General features: G+C 59.2%; 19 protein-coding genes. 17 read left to right on the top strand and 2 right to left on the bottom strand.

Translation table 11 applies throughout. The features are described from left to right. Nucleotides 1–140 precede the first annotated feature (140 nt). The 10 genes from V8J84_RS04100 to V8J84_RS04055 all read left to right on the top strand — a co-directional run bounded on the left by V8J84_RS04100 (nucleotide 141) and on the right by V8J84_RS04055 (nucleotide 6,581). Nucleotides 141–1,079, top strand: coding sequence for an ADP-ribosylglycohydrolase family protein (locus V8J84_RS04100; protein ID WP_339928364.1), 939 nt, complete (start codon nucleotides 141–143; stop codon nucleotides 1,077–1,079). Nucleotides 1,080–1,132: 53 nt separating this feature from the next. After that, a complete protein-coding gene (fabA, locus tag V8J84_RS04095) occupies nucleotides 1,133–1,642 on the top strand; it encodes a bifunctional 3-hydroxydecanoyl-ACP dehydratase/trans-2-decenoyl-ACP isomerase (protein ID WP_339928363.1) in 510 nt (169 codons plus the stop codon). 3 nt (nucleotides 1,643–1,645) lie between these two features. Next, complete coding sequence (locus tag V8J84_RS04090) at nucleotides 1,646–2,215, top strand: hemerythrin domain-containing protein (protein WP_339928362.1); 570 nt, start codon at nucleotides 1,646–1,648, stop codon at nucleotides 2,213–2,215. Between the two features lie 66 nt (nucleotides 2,216–2,281). Then, nucleotides 2,282–2,623, top strand: coding sequence for a DUF3140 domain-containing protein (locus V8J84_RS04085; protein WP_339928360.1), 342 nt, complete (start codon nucleotides 2,282–2,284; stop codon nucleotides 2,621–2,623). Next, complete coding sequence (locus tag V8J84_RS04080; RefSeq protein WP_339928359.1) at nucleotides 2,616–3,260, top strand: DUF998 domain-containing protein; 645 nt, start codon at nucleotides 2,616–2,618, stop codon at nucleotides 3,258–3,260. Before V8J84_RS04085 ends, V8J84_RS04080 begins: the two co-directional genes overlap by 8 nt. Nucleotides 3,261–3,269: 9 nt before the next feature. Then, nucleotides 3,270–3,782, top strand: coding sequence for a DUF421 domain-containing protein (locus tag V8J84_RS04075; protein ID WP_339928358.1), 513 nt, complete (start codon nucleotides 3,270–3,272; stop codon nucleotides 3,780–3,782). After that, a complete protein-coding gene (locus V8J84_RS04070; RefSeq protein WP_339928357.1) occupies nucleotides 3,782–3,997 on the top strand; it encodes a DUF2805 domain-containing protein in 216 nt (71 codons plus the stop codon). The genes V8J84_RS04075 and V8J84_RS04070 overlap by 1 nt, the downstream gene beginning before the upstream one ends. A gap of 79 nt (nucleotides 3,998–4,076) precedes the next feature. Continuing rightward, nucleotides 4,077–5,309 carry a beta-ketoacyl-ACP synthase I gene (fabB, locus tag V8J84_RS04065; RefSeq protein WP_339928356.1) on the top strand — a complete coding sequence of 411 codons (1,233 nt, stop codon included), beginning with the start codon at nucleotides 4,077–4,079 and terminating at the stop codon, nucleotides 5,307–5,309. A gap of 96 nt (nucleotides 5,310–5,405) precedes the next feature. Then, a complete protein-coding gene (locus V8J84_RS04060; protein ID WP_339928355.1) occupies nucleotides 5,406–5,732 on the top strand; it encodes a BLUF domain-containing protein in 327 nt (108 codons plus the stop codon). A gap of 63 nt (nucleotides 5,733–5,795) precedes the next feature. Beyond that, nucleotides 5,796–6,581 carry an enoyl-ACP reductase FabI gene (locus V8J84_RS04055; protein WP_339928354.1) on the top strand — a complete coding sequence of 262 codons (786 nt, stop codon included), beginning with the start codon at nucleotides 5,796–5,798 and terminating at the stop codon, nucleotides 6,579–6,581. 328 nt (nucleotides 6,582–6,909) lie between these two features. On the opposite strand, the gene V8J84_RS04050 is transcribed toward V8J84_RS04055, so the two are convergent. Continuing rightward, the gene (locus V8J84_RS04050) at nucleotides 6,910–7,344 is read right to left on the bottom strand and encodes an FKBP-type peptidyl-prolyl cis-trans isomerase (protein WP_339928352.1); all 435 of its coding nucleotides are present in this window, start codon (nucleotides 7,342–7,344) and stop codon (nucleotides 6,910–6,912) included. A 125-nt stretch (nucleotides 7,345–7,469) separates the two neighbouring features. Between V8J84_RS04050 and V8J84_RS04045 the strand changes: the two genes are divergently transcribed. Genes V8J84_RS04045 through V8J84_RS04030 form a run of 4 tightly spaced genes read left to right on the top strand, consistent with a single transcriptional unit; the run spans nucleotide 7,470 to nucleotide 11,149 of the window. Next, nucleotides 7,470–8,147, top strand: coding sequence for a haloacid dehalogenase type II (locus V8J84_RS04045; RefSeq protein ID WP_339928350.1), 678 nt, complete (start codon nucleotides 7,470–7,472; stop codon nucleotides 8,145–8,147). Next, complete coding sequence (locus V8J84_RS04040) at nucleotides 8,148–8,966, top strand: alpha/beta fold hydrolase (RefSeq protein WP_339928348.1); 819 nt, start codon at nucleotides 8,148–8,150, stop codon at nucleotides 8,964–8,966. After that, nucleotides 8,963–9,934 (top strand): threonine ammonia-lyase, encoded by a 972-nt coding sequence (locus V8J84_RS04035; RefSeq protein WP_339929077.1) that lies wholly within the window; start codon nucleotides 8,963–8,965, stop codon nucleotides 9,932–9,934. The genes V8J84_RS04040 and V8J84_RS04035 overlap by 4 nt, the downstream gene beginning before the upstream one ends. Before the next feature lie 9 nt (nucleotides 9,935–9,943). After that, entirely contained in the window at nucleotides 9,944–11,149 is a 1,206-nt protein-coding gene (locus V8J84_RS04030) for an endonuclease/exonuclease/phosphatase family protein (protein WP_339928346.1), read from the top strand. Here the strand turns inward: V8J84_RS04030 and V8J84_RS04025 are convergent. Next, on the bottom strand, nucleotides 11,146–11,544 hold the full coding sequence (locus V8J84_RS04025) for a hypothetical protein (protein WP_339928344.1): 399 nt from the start codon (nucleotides 11,542–11,544) through the stop codon (nucleotides 11,146–11,148). The two genes, V8J84_RS04030 and V8J84_RS04025, sit on opposite strands and share 4 nt — an antisense overlap. A gap of 344 nt (nucleotides 11,545–11,888) precedes the next feature. Here V8J84_RS04025 and pcaD point away from each other — a divergent pair, with 344 nt between their 5' ends. The 3 genes from pcaD to V8J84_RS04010 are packed head-to-tail and all read left to right on the top strand — an operon-like array spanning nucleotide 11,889 to nucleotide 14,755. Then, nucleotides 11,889–12,707, top strand: coding sequence for a 3-oxoadipate enol-lactonase (gene pcaD, locus V8J84_RS04020; RefSeq protein WP_339928342.1), 819 nt, complete (start codon nucleotides 11,889–11,891; stop codon nucleotides 12,705–12,707). A gap of 15 nt (nucleotides 12,708–12,722) precedes the next feature. Beyond that, nucleotides 12,723–13,484: a hypothetical protein gene (locus V8J84_RS04015; protein ID WP_339928340.1), complete on the top strand. Its 762-nt coding sequence runs from the start codon at nucleotides 12,723–12,725 to the stop codon at nucleotides 13,482–13,484. A gap of 44 nt (nucleotides 13,485–13,528) precedes the next feature. Beyond that, the gene (locus tag V8J84_RS04010; protein WP_339928338.1) at nucleotides 13,529–14,755 is read left to right on the top strand and encodes a TCR/Tet family MFS transporter; all 1,227 of its coding nucleotides are present in this window, start codon (nucleotides 13,529–13,531) and stop codon (nucleotides 14,753–14,755) included. Nucleotides 14,756–14,817 lie beyond the last annotated feature (62 nt).

Genomic DNA, 14,817 nt, shown 5'->3' with positions numbered 1-14,817 from the left:
GGTTTGGGGGACAGGATCAAATGAAAATGGGTCGCAAGTGCAGGTTTGCGGCCAATTTGCACCGCAAATCGCGGCTTTATCTGGGTTTGGACGGTCTGCGCCCTACCTTTGGCACGGTCAAACAGGGGAGAGATAGCGATATGTCGACTGCAGCAAACATGGTTCTGGGCGCGCTGGTCGCAGATGCGGCAAGTCTGGGCGTCCACTGGATATACGAGCCTGAGCGCCTGACCCAGATTGCGGATCGGCAGGACGGGCGTACGGCGTTTACCACCCCTGACGCTGAAAACTATGCCGATGTGATGGGCTATTTCGCCCATGCCGCCCGCGAGAACGGGATGCTGACGCAATACGGAGAGGCGCTTTTGCTGGCGGTCCGCTCTATCAATGCGCAGGACAGTTACGACACAGATGCCCACGCAGAGGCCTTTGCCGCGCATTTTGGCGCTGGCGGCACGTATTCAGGCTACATCGACCGCCCGACGCGCGGCGCGCTGGCCAATATCGCGGATGAGAAAACGCCAAGCGGCATTGACGATGATCAGTTGCCTGCGACGGCCACTCTGCCCGCGATCATGGCCCGTTACGGCAGCACCGATCAGATGGACGACATGCGCCAAGCGGCGATGCAGGTCACCAACGTCAACGGTGTGGCAGAGGCATATTCGGCCATTTTTGCAGACGTTCTGGGCCGCGTTCTGAGCGGCGCGCCCGTGTCGGAGGCGCTGCGCGACGTGGCCAAAGGAGCCACCGGAGAAGTTGGCGATGCGCTCACCGATGCGCTGGACACACAGACCGCCAACTCAATCTTTTATGGCGAAACTACGGGCCGCGCCTGCCACTTGCCGATGGGCGGGCCACTGGCATTTCACATCCTGCACCGCGCAGAGACTTTCGCGGACGCAATCGAACGCAACAACCGCGCGGGTGGTGACAGCGCGGGACGTGCGATCCTGATCGGGGCGGTGATGGCCGCGGCGCACGGCGTGGCATCGCCCAAGGGCATCCCGCTTGCATGGGTCCTGTCACTACATGATGCACGCGGCATCTGGGACGATTGCACCGCCCTTGCCCCGTGAAACCTGCGTCTGCTAGGTAGAGGCAAAGCAATATCTTATGAAAAGAGACACCTATGGCCGATTTCCCCACCAGCTTTGACAAAGACGATCTGCTGAAATGCGCCCGTGGCGAATTGTTCGGCGAAGGCAACGCGCAGCTTCCTGCGCCGCCCATGCTGATGATGGACCGAATTACGGATGTCTCTGCCGACGGTGGCGCGCATGGCAAAGGTCACATCGTGGCCGAGTTCGATATCACGCCGGACCTGTGGTTCTTTGAATGCCACTTCCCCGGCAACCCGATCATGCCCGGCTGTCTGGGGCTGGATGGTTTGTGGCAACTGACCGGCTTTAACCTTGGCTGGCGCGGCTGGCAGGGGCGCGGTTATGCGCTGGGCGTGGGCGAGGTGAAACTGACCGGCATGGTGCGTCCTGACCGCAAGATGCTGACCTACAAGATCGACTTTACCAAAGCGATCCAAACACGCCGCCTGACGATGGGTGTCGCTGACGGGATTGTAGAGGCCGATGGCGAGGTCATCTATCAGGTCAAGGACATGAAAGTGGCGCTCAGCGAAAGCTAACAAATGGATCTGACTCTCGCCCAGCGCGACAGATTGCCCGACGCGCTGCGGGCGCTGGTTGCCGAATTTCCGCGCGATGCGTGGGACGCGCATCCCAACTATTCGCAACTGATCGCCTTCTGGCTGGACAAGCACCTGTCGTTCCGGCGGCTGACCAAGATGCTGGCCGATGATACCGATAAGGCATTGGCCGGATTGCTTGATCCGCTGCAATACCAGCGGCATGTCTCGCGGCTGGGTGGCGATTTGATCAACCACCTACACGGCCACCACCAGATCGAAGACGCGCATTATTTTCCTGTGATGGCGACGCTGGACCAAGCGGCCGCGGCTGGCTTTGATATTCTGGACCGCGACCATCATGCGATGGACGGGCTGCTGAATGGCTTGGCCACTGACGCCAATGCCGTTTTGCAGCGGCAATTGACCGACAAAAACGGACTGACGACGGCCACTTCCACCTTCCAGAACACGCTGACCGATTTCACCCGTATGCTGGACCGGCATCTGGTGGATGAAGAGGAACTGGTCGTGCCTGTGCTGCTCAAATACGCGCCAGAGCAGTTTCGCTAGCCCAATCGCCAAGGAACCATCCCCGCCCCGTCCTGTTGAGTTCCCAACACAAGACAGGAGGCTGACATGTCATCTTCAAAATCACACGACGAAATCTGGGACGAGTGGCGCGATCTGGTCAACATGGCGCCGCAAGAGCTTGAGGACTGGTTGGAGACCGAGGAAAGCAAATCGGTAGGCGATACCGACGACGGCGAGAGCACGGGTCATAAATCGGGCCGCCGCATCGTGACCATCAAGCGCACCAACAAAGACAACATCACCGACGACCAGTGGGACCACATGGCCACGGTCGTGGGCTACATCAAGCGGCATCTGTCGCAGGGCGGACCTGATGATGACGTGGAAAACTCCGACTGGCGCTATTCGCTGATGAACTGGGGTCATGACCCGCTGAACGATGATTGAAGACATTGAATTTGGCCCCAAGGACAACAGCACATTTGTGCAGGTCCTGGCCTATCTGGCGATTGCGGGCTGTGTCGTCTTTTTCGCCTGCGTAGTGATTGCCGACATTATCGTGCCCGATCACGATTGGATTGCCGATACGATCAGCGATCTGGGTGCGGGCAAATACGAATTCATTGCCGACATGGGCATCTATGCCTTTTCAACCTCTCTGATTGCCTGCGCGTTGATGGCGTCACACCTGCATTTTGGCAGCACGCGTTGGAGCATCGGGATCGTTGGCCTTGCGTCATTGGCGCAGATCATCTTTCTGGTGGGTGCGCGGAACGAATACGGCGACAACGATAACGAAGGCGTGGTGATCCATTATTACCTTGTCTACGCGATGGGTGCCCTGATGACGATCACACCGTGGGCGCTGGCCGAAGGGGCCGCGACGGTTGCGCATAAGTTTCGTTATATCCTGCTGGGGATTGCCGCACTTTGGGCCGTGTCAGCACCGATCTTCTTTATCCTGCCGACCAAATGGGATGGCATCTACGAACGTTATTTGGGGCTGATCGCATTCGCGCTGGTCCTGACCCTGTCGTGGCTTTTCATCGTCTGTGTCCGATGTGGCGCAGCAAATAAATCATAGGAATACAGCATGTTTTACGACCTGATCGAGATTTTCTTGCGGGCCATCGTATGCGTCATCACGGTGGTGGTGTTGATCCGCATCAACGGACTGCGATCATTCTCGAAAATGTCGTCGTTTGATTTTGCAATCACGGTTGCTTGCGGGTCGGTCATCGCAAGCTCGGTCATTTCGCCAAAGGAAAGCGTGCTGTTGGGCGTCGCGGCGTTGGCCGCACTTTTTGCAGTGCAGGCGTTCATTGCGTGGCTGCGCGCTGCATCCGAACCTGCACGCCAGCGGATCGATAATGCGCCGCTGATGCTGATGCGCAATGGCGAGATTTTCCACGAGAACCTGCATAAATCCCGCATGACCGAATCCGATCTTTACGGCAAACTGCGCGAGGCAAACGCCTACAACCTTGACCGCGTGCATGCCGTGATTTTTGAGCCGACCGGCGATGTGAGCGTGCTGCACGGCAATGACGGGGGCGATGTCAGCCCCGAAGTGCTGGACGGCGTGCAAGTATCAGGGATGCCCTGATGCCCGATGAACCCGAATTGTCCGCCGCGCATAAAAGCGAGATCGTGCAGATGGCGCTGTCCGACCACGTCAGCTTTGCCGATATCGAACGGGAATACGGGCTGAAGGAAAAGCAGGTGAAAACCCTGATGCGCGACAACCTGCGCCCCGGCAGCTACCGCGCGTGGCGCAAGCGTGTGCACGACTTTGGCAGCCGCCGCGAGACCTACAAATAAGCTCCCCTGACAGCCTTGCCCTTGCGCCTTGATCGTGACGCGGCCTAAATAGGCCGCAACAATGAGAAAAGGAGCGGTCATGCGTCGTGTCGTCGTCACAGGTCTGGGGATCGTATCCCCCATCGGAAACAACGCAGACGAGGTGCTGGCGTCGCTGAAGGCGGGCAAGTCCGGGATCGAGGCATCGCCCGAGATGGCGGAGCACGGCTTTCGCAGCCAGATCGCTGGCACGCTGAAACTGGATGTGGCCGATCACGTGGACAAGCGCACGCTGCGTTTCATGGGGCCCGGTGCCGCCTATTCCTACATCGCGATGCAACAGGCCATTGCCGATGCGGGGCTGGACGATGACCAGATCGTGAACCCGATGACGGGCGTCATTGCAGGCTCTGGCGGGCCATCCACATCGGCCATGTTCGCCGCTCACAAGGTGGTTGAGAACACAGGCGCGACCAAGCGGATAGGGCCATTTGCGGTGCCCAAGACGATGTCATCCACCGTCAGCGCGAACCTTGCGACGGCGTTCAAGATCAAGGGTATGAACTTTTCGATTACGTCGGCCTGTTCGACTTCGCTGCACTGCATCGGCATGGCCGCGCAGCAAATCGCGCTTGGCACTCAAGACACGATGTTTGCGGGTGGCGGCGAAGAACTGGACTGGACGCTGTCCTGCCTTTTTGACGCGATGGGCGCTATGTCGTCCAAATACAACGATACGCCGGAGCGCGCCTCCCGCGCGTTTGACGCGGGCCGTGATGGTTTTGTGATCGCGGGCGGCGGCGCGATGGTCGTGCTGGAAAGCCTTGAAGGCGCGCAGGCGCGTGGTGCCAAAATCTACGCCGAAGTGACCGGCTTCTCGGCCACATCAGACGGGGCCGACATGGTCGCGCCATCCGGTGAAGGCGGCGAACGCGCGATGCGCGGCGCGCTGAACACACTGCCCGAAGGCCGCAAGATCAGCTACATCAACGCACACGGCACATCCACACCCGTGGGCGACGTGGGCGAGATTGAGGCCGTTCGCCGTGTCTTTGGCGAGGGCAGCACTCCGCCTGTTTCATCGACCAAGTCCATGACCGGCCACTCCCAAGGGGCCACGGGCGCGTCCGAGGCCGTCTATTGCCTGCTAATGCTGGAGCATGATTTCATCGCGCCATCGATCAACGTCGAAGAACTTGACCCTGCCCTGAAGCCCAAAGAAATTGCCACCGAACTGGTTGAAAACGCAGGTCTTGATACGGTCATGACCAACTCTTTCGGGTTTGGCGGCACCAACGGGTCGATGCTTCTGAGCAAGCTGCAAGACACCTGAGCCCACGTTGCGGCCGATCTCTGCGGCACAAAATTCTTGAAGTCAGCCGCGATTTCAGGTCCTTTGGTGCACCACCAGAACACAAAGTCCAATACCATGCTTAGAGCGCTATATTTTTCGACCGCTGCCGCCGGCATCACCCCCGCCGATGTTGACGCCATTATCGCACACGCCAAATCAGCCAATTCAGAACGCGGCATCACCGGTGCGCTTGGCTACAACGGGCGCAACTTCTGCCAGTTGCTGGAAGGCGAAGAAGCGACCATTCGAAGCCTGCTTGCCGCGATCGAAAAAGATCCGCGCCACAGCGGGTTCAAGCTACTCGATGAAAAGCAGGTGCAGAATCGCAAGTTTGAAAACTGGTCGATGAAAGAAATAGATGCGCTTGATTTCAGCCAGATCATCGGTGCGATGAACGACTAGCCGAAACTTGACCTTACGACGCCAACCGTCCAATCAGGTGGAAACACAAGGCGAGGGTCGCAGATGACAATTTCGATGCAAGGTAAGCGCGGCCTGATTATGGGCGTCGCAAATGAACGGTCTATCGCGTGGGGCATCGCCAAGGCGATGGCCGAAGCAGGTGCCGAACTGGCATTTACGTATCAGGGCGAAGCGTTCGGCAAACGGCTTGAACCATTGGCAGCCTCTGTCGGGTCCGACTTCATGGTCGACGTAGATGTGACCGACGCGGCGTCGATGGACGCAGCTTTTGACGGGATCAAGGAAAAATGGGGTAAGCTGGATTTTGTCGTCCACGCCATAGCCTATTCCGACAAGGACCAGCTGACGGGCCGGTTTATCAACACGACAGCTGACAACTTCCGCAATTCGCTGACCATCTCTTGTTTCAGCTTTATCGACGTGGCCCGCCGCGCATCCGAAATGATGCCGGACGGCGGTACGCTGCTGACGCTGACCTATCAGGGCAGCAACCGCGTAACGCCGTTCTACAACGTGATGGGCGTGGCCAAGGCCGCACTTGAAAGCGCGACCCGCTATCTGGCGAACGATCTGGGTAAGCAGGGTATCCGCGTGAACGCGATTAGCCCCGGCCCGATGAAAACGCTGGCAGGTGCGGCCATTGGTGGCGCGCGCAAGACCTACAAGCACACAGGTGAAAACGCGCCCCTGGGCAATGCCACGCTTGAAGCCGTGGGCGGCACCGCCGTCTATCTGGCGTCCGACGTCGGCAGCCATACCAGCGGCGAGGTTATCCGCGTTGACGGTGGTTTCCACGTGCTGGGGATGCCACAGCCGGAGCATCTCTAGCGGTTAACCACAAACCGGAGAGGACGTTTACAGAAAATTCGGGAAGTGGTAGTAGATATTTCACAGTCTGAATTTGCGATGTTCACATTCATCACAAAATAGCCCGGCAGAGGTGCAACTCTGCCGGGCTTCTTCTTTTCAAATTACCAGATTTGTAATTCTGCCAGAAGGCGGACAATCGTTACAAGTAGCGTCACCGCTGCGATCACAATCGTCCAAAGCCTGAACTTACTTTCGTTCACATTTCATCACCTCCGATCACGGCAAAGGATCGCCGCGAGCGGGAGGCTAGGTGGTCAAGGTGAACGTGCTGTTAACCAACGATAGCTTACGCCGCCTTGATCGCCACCATCTCAACATCAAACGTGAGGTCTTTCCCGGCGAGCGCGTGGTTGGCGTCAAGCGTCACTTCGGTGTCAACCACTTCGGCGATTGTGACCATCATCGCGCGCCCATCCGGCGTTTGCATTTGCAGCTGCGTGCCAACTTCCATCGGAATATCATCGGGGAACTGATCGCGCGGGACAGCCTGACGGTTCTCGGGGTTCACTTCGCCGTAGGCTTGGTCACAGGGGATTTCCACGATCTTCTTATCGCCCACGGCCATGCCGGGGATCGCCACATCAAGGCCGGGGATAATCATGCCCGAACCGACTTCAAACTCCAGCGGATCGCGGCCTTGGCTGCTATCGAAAACTGTGCCGTCGGACAGCGTGCCGGTGTAGTGAATCTGAACTGTATCGCCTTTTTGTGCGGTGCTCATACTCTTTGCTTTCTCTATTCCGTCAATCAGGGACGGTGCCTAACAACGCGCGGGTCGGGATGCAAACCGCTTTGGGGTTTTCGCCGCGCACCAGCCGTGCCAACGTGACACCAAGGGAGATTGCGATGACCATCACCACCTGCATTTTTGACGCCTATGGCACCTTGTTTGATGTCAACGCCGCGGCCCGTGCGGCGGCGGCTGAACCGGAAGGCAAAGTGCTGACCGATGTCTGGCCCACACTGGCGCGTGATTGGCGGCTCAAGCAATTGCAATACACTTGGCTGCGGGCAGTCGCAGGGCAGCACTGCGATTTTTGGCAGGTCACGCATGACGGTCTGGACTGGGCGCTAGAGGCCTCCGACATCGACGATCCGGCGATCCGCGAACGTCTGTTGGCGCTCTATTGGGAGCTGGAGGCTTATCCCGAGGTGCCGGACATGCTGGCTGCGCTGAAGGGTAAGGGACTGAACACCGCGATCCTGTCAAACGGGTCCCCCGACATGCTGGATGGCGCTGTCACATCGGCGGGATTGACCGATCTTCTCGACGCATCACTGTCGGTAGAGGATGTCGGCGTCTTCAAGCCGCACGCCAGCGTTTATGACATGGTCGGTGCGCATTTCGGCTGCGCCAAAGACGAGGTGCTGTTTGTGTCATCCAACGGTTGGGACGCTGCCGGTGCCGCGGGATACGGTTTTCAAACCGTGTGGGTGAACCGCGCGCAGGAACCGGTGGACAGGCTTTACGCCACACCGCACCACGTCTTGCCTGACCTGACCAAGATACCGGAGCTAACTTAAATGCCAGAGTTTCAAACCGCCGATGGTGTAAACATCTACTACGAAGAAAGCGGCAGCGGCACGCCCGTCATCGCCTTGCCCGGACTGACACGGAACACACATGATTTTGACCATGTCGCGCCCCATCTGGATGTGCATCTGATCCGCATGGATTACCGTGGGCGGGGACGCTCGGACTGGGCCGACCCCGCGACCTACACGATCCCGCGCGAGGCGGCAGATGTGCTGGCGCTCATGGATCATATGGGGCTGGATAGGGCCGCCATCCTTGGCACCTCACGCGGTGGATTGATTGCGATGGTGATCGCCGCGACCGCAAAGGACAGGCTGACCGGTGTGGCGCTCAATGACATCGGGCCAGAGATCGCGCAAACCGGACTGGACGTGATCAAGGACTATCTGGGCCGCAATCCCAAACAAAAAACCTACGCCGAGGCTGCCGCCTTTCGCGCCAAGGCATGGGTGCATTTCGACGATGTTCCAATGGAGCGTTGGCTGGCCGAGGTTAGCAACCACTACAAAGAAACGCCCGATGGTTTGGTCATCCGCTATGACGCCAAGCTGCGCGATGCTGTGCTGGACGCAGGTGCGCAGCCCGCACCCGATCTTTGGCCCCTGTTCGAGGCGATGGACGGTCTTCCGTTGGCGCTGATCCGCGGGGCGAACTCCGATCTTCTGACCATCGAAACTGCCGATGAAATGGCGCGGCGGCGTCCTGATATGATCCGCGCCGATGTGCCGGGGCGTGGGCATGTGCCGTTTCTTGATGAACCCGAAGCGCTGGATGCGTTGCAGAAATGGATCGGACAACTGCCATGAACATCGACATGATCCGCGCTGCCGCCAAACGGATCGAAGGCCACGCGGTGCGCACACCAATGCTGACGTCTCCGTTTATTGACGATATCGCCGGGCGGCGCGTGCTGATCAAACCCGAATGCTTGCAGAAAACCGGATCGTTCAAATTTCGCGGCGCGTGGTCAGCGGTGTCGGCCCTGGATCAGGCCGCCCTTGATAAAGGCGTGTTCGCCTTCTCAAGCGGCAATCACGCACAAGGGGTAGCGATGGCTGCCACGGCGCACGGTGCAAAGTCGGTGATCCTGATGCCGTCCGACGCGCCTGCGGTGAAACTGGCCAATACCAAAGCGCTTGGCGCGGATGTCATCACCTACGACCGCGAAAAAGACGACCGCGATGCCATCGGTGAAGAGATTGCCCATGAGCGCGGCATGACGCTGATCCGCCCGTTTGACGAACCGCTTGTCATCGCGGGCCAAGGGACCGTGGGCCTTGAGATTGCGCAGCAGGCGGCAGCAATGGGCGTGACCAAGGCCACTGTCACCGTCTGTTGCGGCGGTGGCGGGCTGACATCGGGCATCGCACTGGCGCTTGCTGCGGATGCGCCCGATATGCAGGTTCGGCCCGTTGAACCCGAAGGGTTTGACGATGTAGCGCGGTCCCTGCGGGCGGGCGCGATACAGCGCAACAACCGGACCGATGGATCCATTTGCGATGCGATCATCACTCCGCAGCCCGGCAAGGTCACGTTCCCGATCCTGCAAAGCCATTGCGGCGACGGGATTGTTGTCACCGAGGACGATTGCCTGCGCACCATGGCCATCGCCTTTGAACGTCTGCGCATTGTGATCGAACCTGGTGGCGCTGTGGGGCTTGCGGCGGCCATGCTTTACCCTGACCTGTTTGAAGGCGATGCCGTGATTGCTGTTGTATCGGGCGGTAACGTTGATGCGCCGCTCTTTTCACGCGCGCTTGCAACCTTGCAATAAGAGATCGTAATGACCGAATTCACCATCGCCAGCTTCAACGTCAAAAACCTGATCGGCGCAGATCAGGAATACTACCGGTTCGAGCAATACACCCCCGAAGAATACGCGTGGAAAGAGGCATGGCTGGCGGATCAGTTGTTGCAGATGTCGTCAGATATCGTCTGCTTCCAAGAGATTTTTGACGAAGCACCACTGCGCGCCGTCATCGCGGAATGTGATGCCATGGGGATCGAGGCAAACGCCGTCACGATCCCTGACGGGTCCAAGCGCTATGCCCGCAAGGCCATTTTCCGCAAGCTGGCTTATAGGCCCTACACGGACGCGGCGCTGGCTTTTGCGCCCAACGCCAATGACGGCGGGCCCGGTGAACGGCGACCCGGTGTGGCGGTGCTGTCGCGCTTTGGTTTTGTGGGCGATCCGCAGATCATTCAGGATCTGCCAGAGCCGGTCGACATCCCGTTTTCCGAACTGGACGGCAGCGACGCAGGCTCTTACCGGCTGACCCGCCTGTCGCGCCCGATCCTGAAAGTGCGCGTGCCGGTGGGCAACGCGGTGGTGACCGTTTTCAACTGTCACCTGAAATCAAAGCTGGGCGAGTTGGACAAACCTGCGGGCGCTGCGTTTCCACCTGCTGCCGACTTGGTGAATTACGACCCGTTGGGCCGCGCGATGGGCAGTCTGCGCGCAGGTCTGCGCCGGATGGCCGAAGCATGGGTCCTACGACGCGCCGTAGTGGCAGAGCTGGACAAGGGACGGCCCGTGATGGTGCTGGGCGACTTCAATGACAGCGAACACGCCGTGTCTTCTGAAATCATTACCGGTGAAACCGCCTTCAAGAATTATGCTTGGATGCGGCGCCACAATCCCGAACATCGCTCTGATCGCTATAGCGACGACGAAAACGGGATCATTCAGGAAAAGATTGCCGCCGTGAAACTGGTGTCGGCCGAAAAGCTGTTTGTGAAAAAGTCGCTGCGCGACATGGTCTATACATCGGCGTTTGGCGGCGTGTTCGAAAGCATCGACCAGATCCTGATGTCACGACACTTCCAGCCCGACCACGCCGACCGCATCGGTGAGATGGACTATTTCAGCGTCTTGAACGATCACCTGACCGATGGGAGCCATCCTGAGGCCCCTTACAACAAACTGGCGTCAGATCACGGTCAGATCATCGCGCATATGCGCCTGTTGCAGGATGACGATCCGGCCTAGTCCAGCACCAGCCTGATATTGTCCTCTTCGGCCGGTCCACCCGGACCGTGGCGGGCAATCACATCAACAACCCAATCATAGACGGTCGCGCCCTGTCCGGCCTCGGCGTTGGCAATATCGGCAAGCACAAAGGCACGCTGCGGCGCAGGCACCTGATCCAGCCGCGCCTGAAGGACGCGCAGGGTTTCGGCATAGCCAAGGTCCCAGCGCGATTTCTCGCTGTTGGCCCACACCAGCGTTGCTTCGGACCCAGCCGGACCCAGACCACCACGCAAAATGCGGTCAAATCCGTTCAGGTCACGGCGCACAGGTTTCCCCGGAGCAAGCGTTTGGCTGGCCACGTCAAAGAACCCATCAAGGGTTTCAAAGGTGGCACCATCAATGTCGAAGCGCATTTCATCCCTTTTCGCATCGCATTCGTCTACTGCTCTGTTTTGCCATGCGGGGGGCCGGGCCACATAGTAAGGAAAACCCGCCTTTTGCGGCCTTTCACCCGAAACGACGGAGCGTCACAAAGCGATTTTTCACGATTTTCAAAGCGCTTTGAGAATTTACACGATTCGCGCTTGGGTTGTGGGCCCTCATGATATGCTTGACTCGCGCCCAGATTTTTCATTCCTTGCGCGGCGGGAGGGTTGCTCGCATCCGGTTTCGGATCGCAGGGCAACGGGATGAAGCCGCGCGGGGATGACCCAATGCGCGGCTTGATCTTTTTCAGATAACACTCAAGGGAAACACGATGCCGACCAAACGCGTCATGAACGGTCAGACAGCGCTGCATGTGCAAATCGACGGGCCGCAGGATGCTGACGCACCGACGCTGGTCTTCGGCAACTCGCTTGGGTCCAACTTGCATCTGTGGGACGCGGTCATTGAGCATCTTCCAGCCGACCTGCGCATCATCCGTTATGACATGCGCGGGCATGGTCGGTCCGATGTGCCGGACGGGCCATACACGATGGGTGCGCTGATCAAGGATGCCGAGGCAGTCTGCGATGCTGCAAAGGTGCGCGATTGCATGTTCGTGGGTCTGTCCGTTGGCGGGCTTGTGGCGCAAGGGCTTGCCGTGAAGCGGCCCGATCAGGTCCGCGCGATAGTGCTGTCGAATACAGCCGCAAAGATCGGCAATGCCAAGATGTGGGATGACCGGATCGCGGCGGTCAAAAACGATGGTCTTGCCATGATGGCCGACGGCATCATGCAGCGGTGGTTCGGGCGGGATTTCTACGCCACACCCGCGATGGTGCCTTGGCGCGATATGTTGGTTGCGACCTCCGCCACCGGATACATCGGGACATGTGCGGCGATTGCGGGCACTGATTTCTATACGCCCACATCCGGTCTGCGTTTGCCGACATTGGGTATCGCGGGGTCTGAGGACAAAACGACGCCGCCCGACATGGTGCGCGAGACCACGGACCTTGTGCCCGGTTCGCAGTTTGCGCTGATGCGGCGCGTGGGGCACCTGCCGTGCGTGGATAATCCCGCAGGCTACGCGCAAATCCTCAATGACTTCATGACCCGAACAGGGCATATGATCCGCGACGACAGCTACTAGCCGAAAGCCCTTCTGATGCCCGCCACACCTTTTGACAGCCCGATCTGGCGCAGCGTTTTTCACGATGCAGACATCGCCCCGTTGTTTACAGATACGGCCGTTCTGCGGGCGGAATTGCTGGTGATGGGCACGCTTGCACTGACGCAGGCCAAATCAGGCACCGTGCCAGAGATCAGCGCGCAGGCGATCCAGCGCGCGGGCATGGAAATTCAGGTCGATCCGGCAGGCTTGCATCAGGTCACTGGCGAAAGCGGCGATCCGGTCGCCGCATTGATCGCCGCATTCCAAAACGAGATGAAAGCGCCCGAGCACGCCAAGTGGGTGCACCACGACAGCGATACAGCTTTGACAGCCGCCACGGCCCGTGCGCTGCGGATGCGGCAGGTCCTGGGCATCTTCCAAACGCGCCTGCATCCCGAAAGCCAGTCCGCTGGCGCCCTTGATAACCTGCGCCCGCATCTGCTGCGCGCCTATCACCGCGATGCCGCCACGCGGGCCGGTCTAGCCAAGGGGCTGGGCCTGCAAGACGCGGGCGACGATGCCTCGCCCGCACATGGCCTGATTTGCTTTGCGCAATGGGCGCTTGATACCGCCGAAATGACTACCGCGCACACGCCCGCGCAAGAGGCTGTCGCGCAGATGATCCCGCATTTGTGCCAGCCTCTGCTTGCCGCTGAAGATACTGCAACAGGTCGTCTTGTTGCCAATCTTGCGCTGCCGCAACTGTGCCTTGGGCTTGCGACATTGACCGGCACCCAGACAAGGGTTGCAAACTGAACCGAACAGTTTAACCCAAGAGGACCACAGATCAGGTCCGCCCGATGAACAATCGCCTTGCTGTTACCTTTATCTTGCTGTCCGTCGTGATGGACAGCATGGGCATTGGCCTGATCATGCCTGTGATGCCCGACCTGATCCGCGAGATTAACGGCGGCAATATCGGGCAAGCGGCTCTGTGGGGCGGTATCCTCACCACAATTTTCGCCGCGATGCAGTTTCTGTTCGGCCCTACCATCGGCAGCCTGTCAGACCGGTTCGGGCGCAGACCGGTGCTGCTGATTTCGCTGGTGGTGATGGCGTTTGACTATGTGCTGATGGCGGTGGCTGGCACGATCTGGTTGCTGATTGTGGGCCGGATTATCGGCGGGATTACGGCTGCCACGCAATCAACGGCGGCGGCCTATATGGCCGATATTTCCAAGCCCGACGAAAAGGCAGGCAACTTTGGCCTGATCGGTGCGGCCTTTGGTGTGGGCTTCGTGCTTGGCCCACTGATTGGCGGTGTGCTGGCCGAATACGGGACACGCGCGCCGTTCTGGGCTGCCGCGTTCCTTGCTGCTGCCAATGCGATCTTTGGCTATTTTGTTTTGCCGGAAACTGTCACCGACCGTATCCGCCGCCCGTTTATGTGGCGGCGTGCAAACCCGCTGGGTGCATTTAAGCACATCGGACAGTTGCCCGGTCTGGGCCGGTTGATGACGATCATCTTTATCTACGCCATCGCATTCTTCGTTTACCCCGGTGTCTGGGCCTATTTCGGCGCCCTACAATTCGGGTGGAGCCCGTCGATGATCGGCCTGTCGCTCGGCATCTTCGGCATCGGCATTGCCGTGGTGCAAGGCGTGCTGATGAAACCGATCCTGCGCCGCATCGGAGAGCGGAACGCGGTGGTCTTTGGCCTCTTGATTGACGTTGGTGCTTTTGTAGCACTTGGCTTTGTGACCAACGGCTGGATTGCACTGGCGCTGACGCCCCTGACCGCTTTGGGGTCGATTGCCGGACCTGCCTTGCAAGGGATCATGTCGCGCACCGCCGCCGACGATCAGCAGGGCGAACTACAAGGCGCGCTGGCTTCGATCAACGCCGTGGCGACAATCGTGGCCCCGATGGTGATGACGCAGACCTTCTTTTACTTCACCCAGAGCGATGCGCCGATCTACCTGCCCGGCGCGCCCTTCTTGTTGGGTGGTGCGCTGACCATCGTGTGCATCCTCATATTTTTGCGTGCGGCCCCTGACGCGGACACGCAACCGGACAACAGCAGCTAAAACCCCACTTGCGTTTATGTCGCGCGGTGCCAGAGTGAGCGGACCAAACACCCGTTTTCAGG

It is taken from the genome of Yoonia sp. 208BN28-4, from assembly GCF_037543925.1.
Taxonomy (GTDB): Bacteria; Pseudomonadota; Alphaproteobacteria; order Rhodobacterales; family Rhodobacteraceae; genus Yoonia.
The sequence above is the reverse complement of the archived record's forward strand: the minus strand, read 5'-3'. Positions and strand labels throughout refer to the sequence as shown.

Coding starts and splice junctions, on each gene's coding strand:
- V8J84_RS04100 (WP_339928364.1), top strand. CDS start 141: ATGTCGACTGCAGCAAACATGGTTCTGGGCGCGCTGGTCGCAGATGCG.
- fabA (WP_339928363.1), top strand. CDS start 1,133: ATGGCCGATTTCCCCACCAGCTTTGACAAAGACGATCTGCTGAAATGC.
- V8J84_RS04090 (WP_339928362.1), top strand. CDS start 1,646: ATGGATCTGACTCTCGCCCAGCGCGACAGATTGCCCGACGCGCTGCGG.
- V8J84_RS04085 (WP_339928360.1), top strand. CDS start 2,282: ATGTCATCTTCAAAATCACACGACGAAATCTGGGACGAGTGGCGCGAT.
- V8J84_RS04080 (WP_339928359.1), top strand. CDS start 2,616: ATGATTGAAGACATTGAATTTGGCCCCAAGGACAACAGCACATTTGTG.
- V8J84_RS04075 (WP_339928358.1), top strand. CDS start 3,270: ATGTTTTACGACCTGATCGAGATTTTCTTGCGGGCCATCGTATGCGTC.
- V8J84_RS04070 (WP_339928357.1), top strand. CDS start 3,782: ATGCCCGATGAACCCGAATTGTCCGCCGCGCATAAAAGCGAGATCGTG.
- fabB (WP_339928356.1), top strand. CDS start 4,077: ATGCGTCGTGTCGTCGTCACAGGTCTGGGGATCGTATCCCCCATCGGA.
- V8J84_RS04060 (WP_339928355.1), top strand. CDS start 5,406: ATGCTTAGAGCGCTATATTTTTCGACCGCTGCCGCCGGCATCACCCCC.
- V8J84_RS04055 (WP_339928354.1), top strand. CDS start 5,796: ATGACAATTTCGATGCAAGGTAAGCGCGGCCTGATTATGGGCGTCGCA.
- V8J84_RS04050 (WP_339928352.1), bottom strand. CDS start 7,344: ATGAGCACCGCACAAAAAGGCGATACAGTTCAGATTCACTACACCGGC.
- V8J84_RS04045 (WP_339928350.1), top strand. CDS start 7,470: ATGACCATCACCACCTGCATTTTTGACGCCTATGGCACCTTGTTTGAT.
- V8J84_RS04040 (WP_339928348.1), top strand. CDS start 8,148: ATGCCAGAGTTTCAAACCGCCGATGGTGTAAACATCTACTACGAAGAA.
- V8J84_RS04035 (WP_339929077.1), top strand. CDS start 8,963: ATGAACATCGACATGATCCGCGCTGCCGCCAAACGGATCGAAGGCCAC.
- V8J84_RS04030 (WP_339928346.1), top strand. CDS start 9,944: ATGACCGAATTCACCATCGCCAGCTTCAACGTCAAAAACCTGATCGGC.
- V8J84_RS04025 (WP_339928344.1), bottom strand. CDS start 11,544: ATGCGCTTCGACATTGATGGTGCCACCTTTGAAACCCTTGATGGGTTC.
- pcaD (WP_339928342.1), top strand. CDS start 11,889: ATGCCGACCAAACGCGTCATGAACGGTCAGACAGCGCTGCATGTGCAA.
- V8J84_RS04015 (WP_339928340.1), top strand. CDS start 12,723: ATGCCCGCCACACCTTTTGACAGCCCGATCTGGCGCAGCGTTTTTCAC.
- V8J84_RS04010 (WP_339928338.1), top strand. CDS start 13,529: ATGAACAATCGCCTTGCTGTTACCTTTATCTTGCTGTCCGTCGTGATG.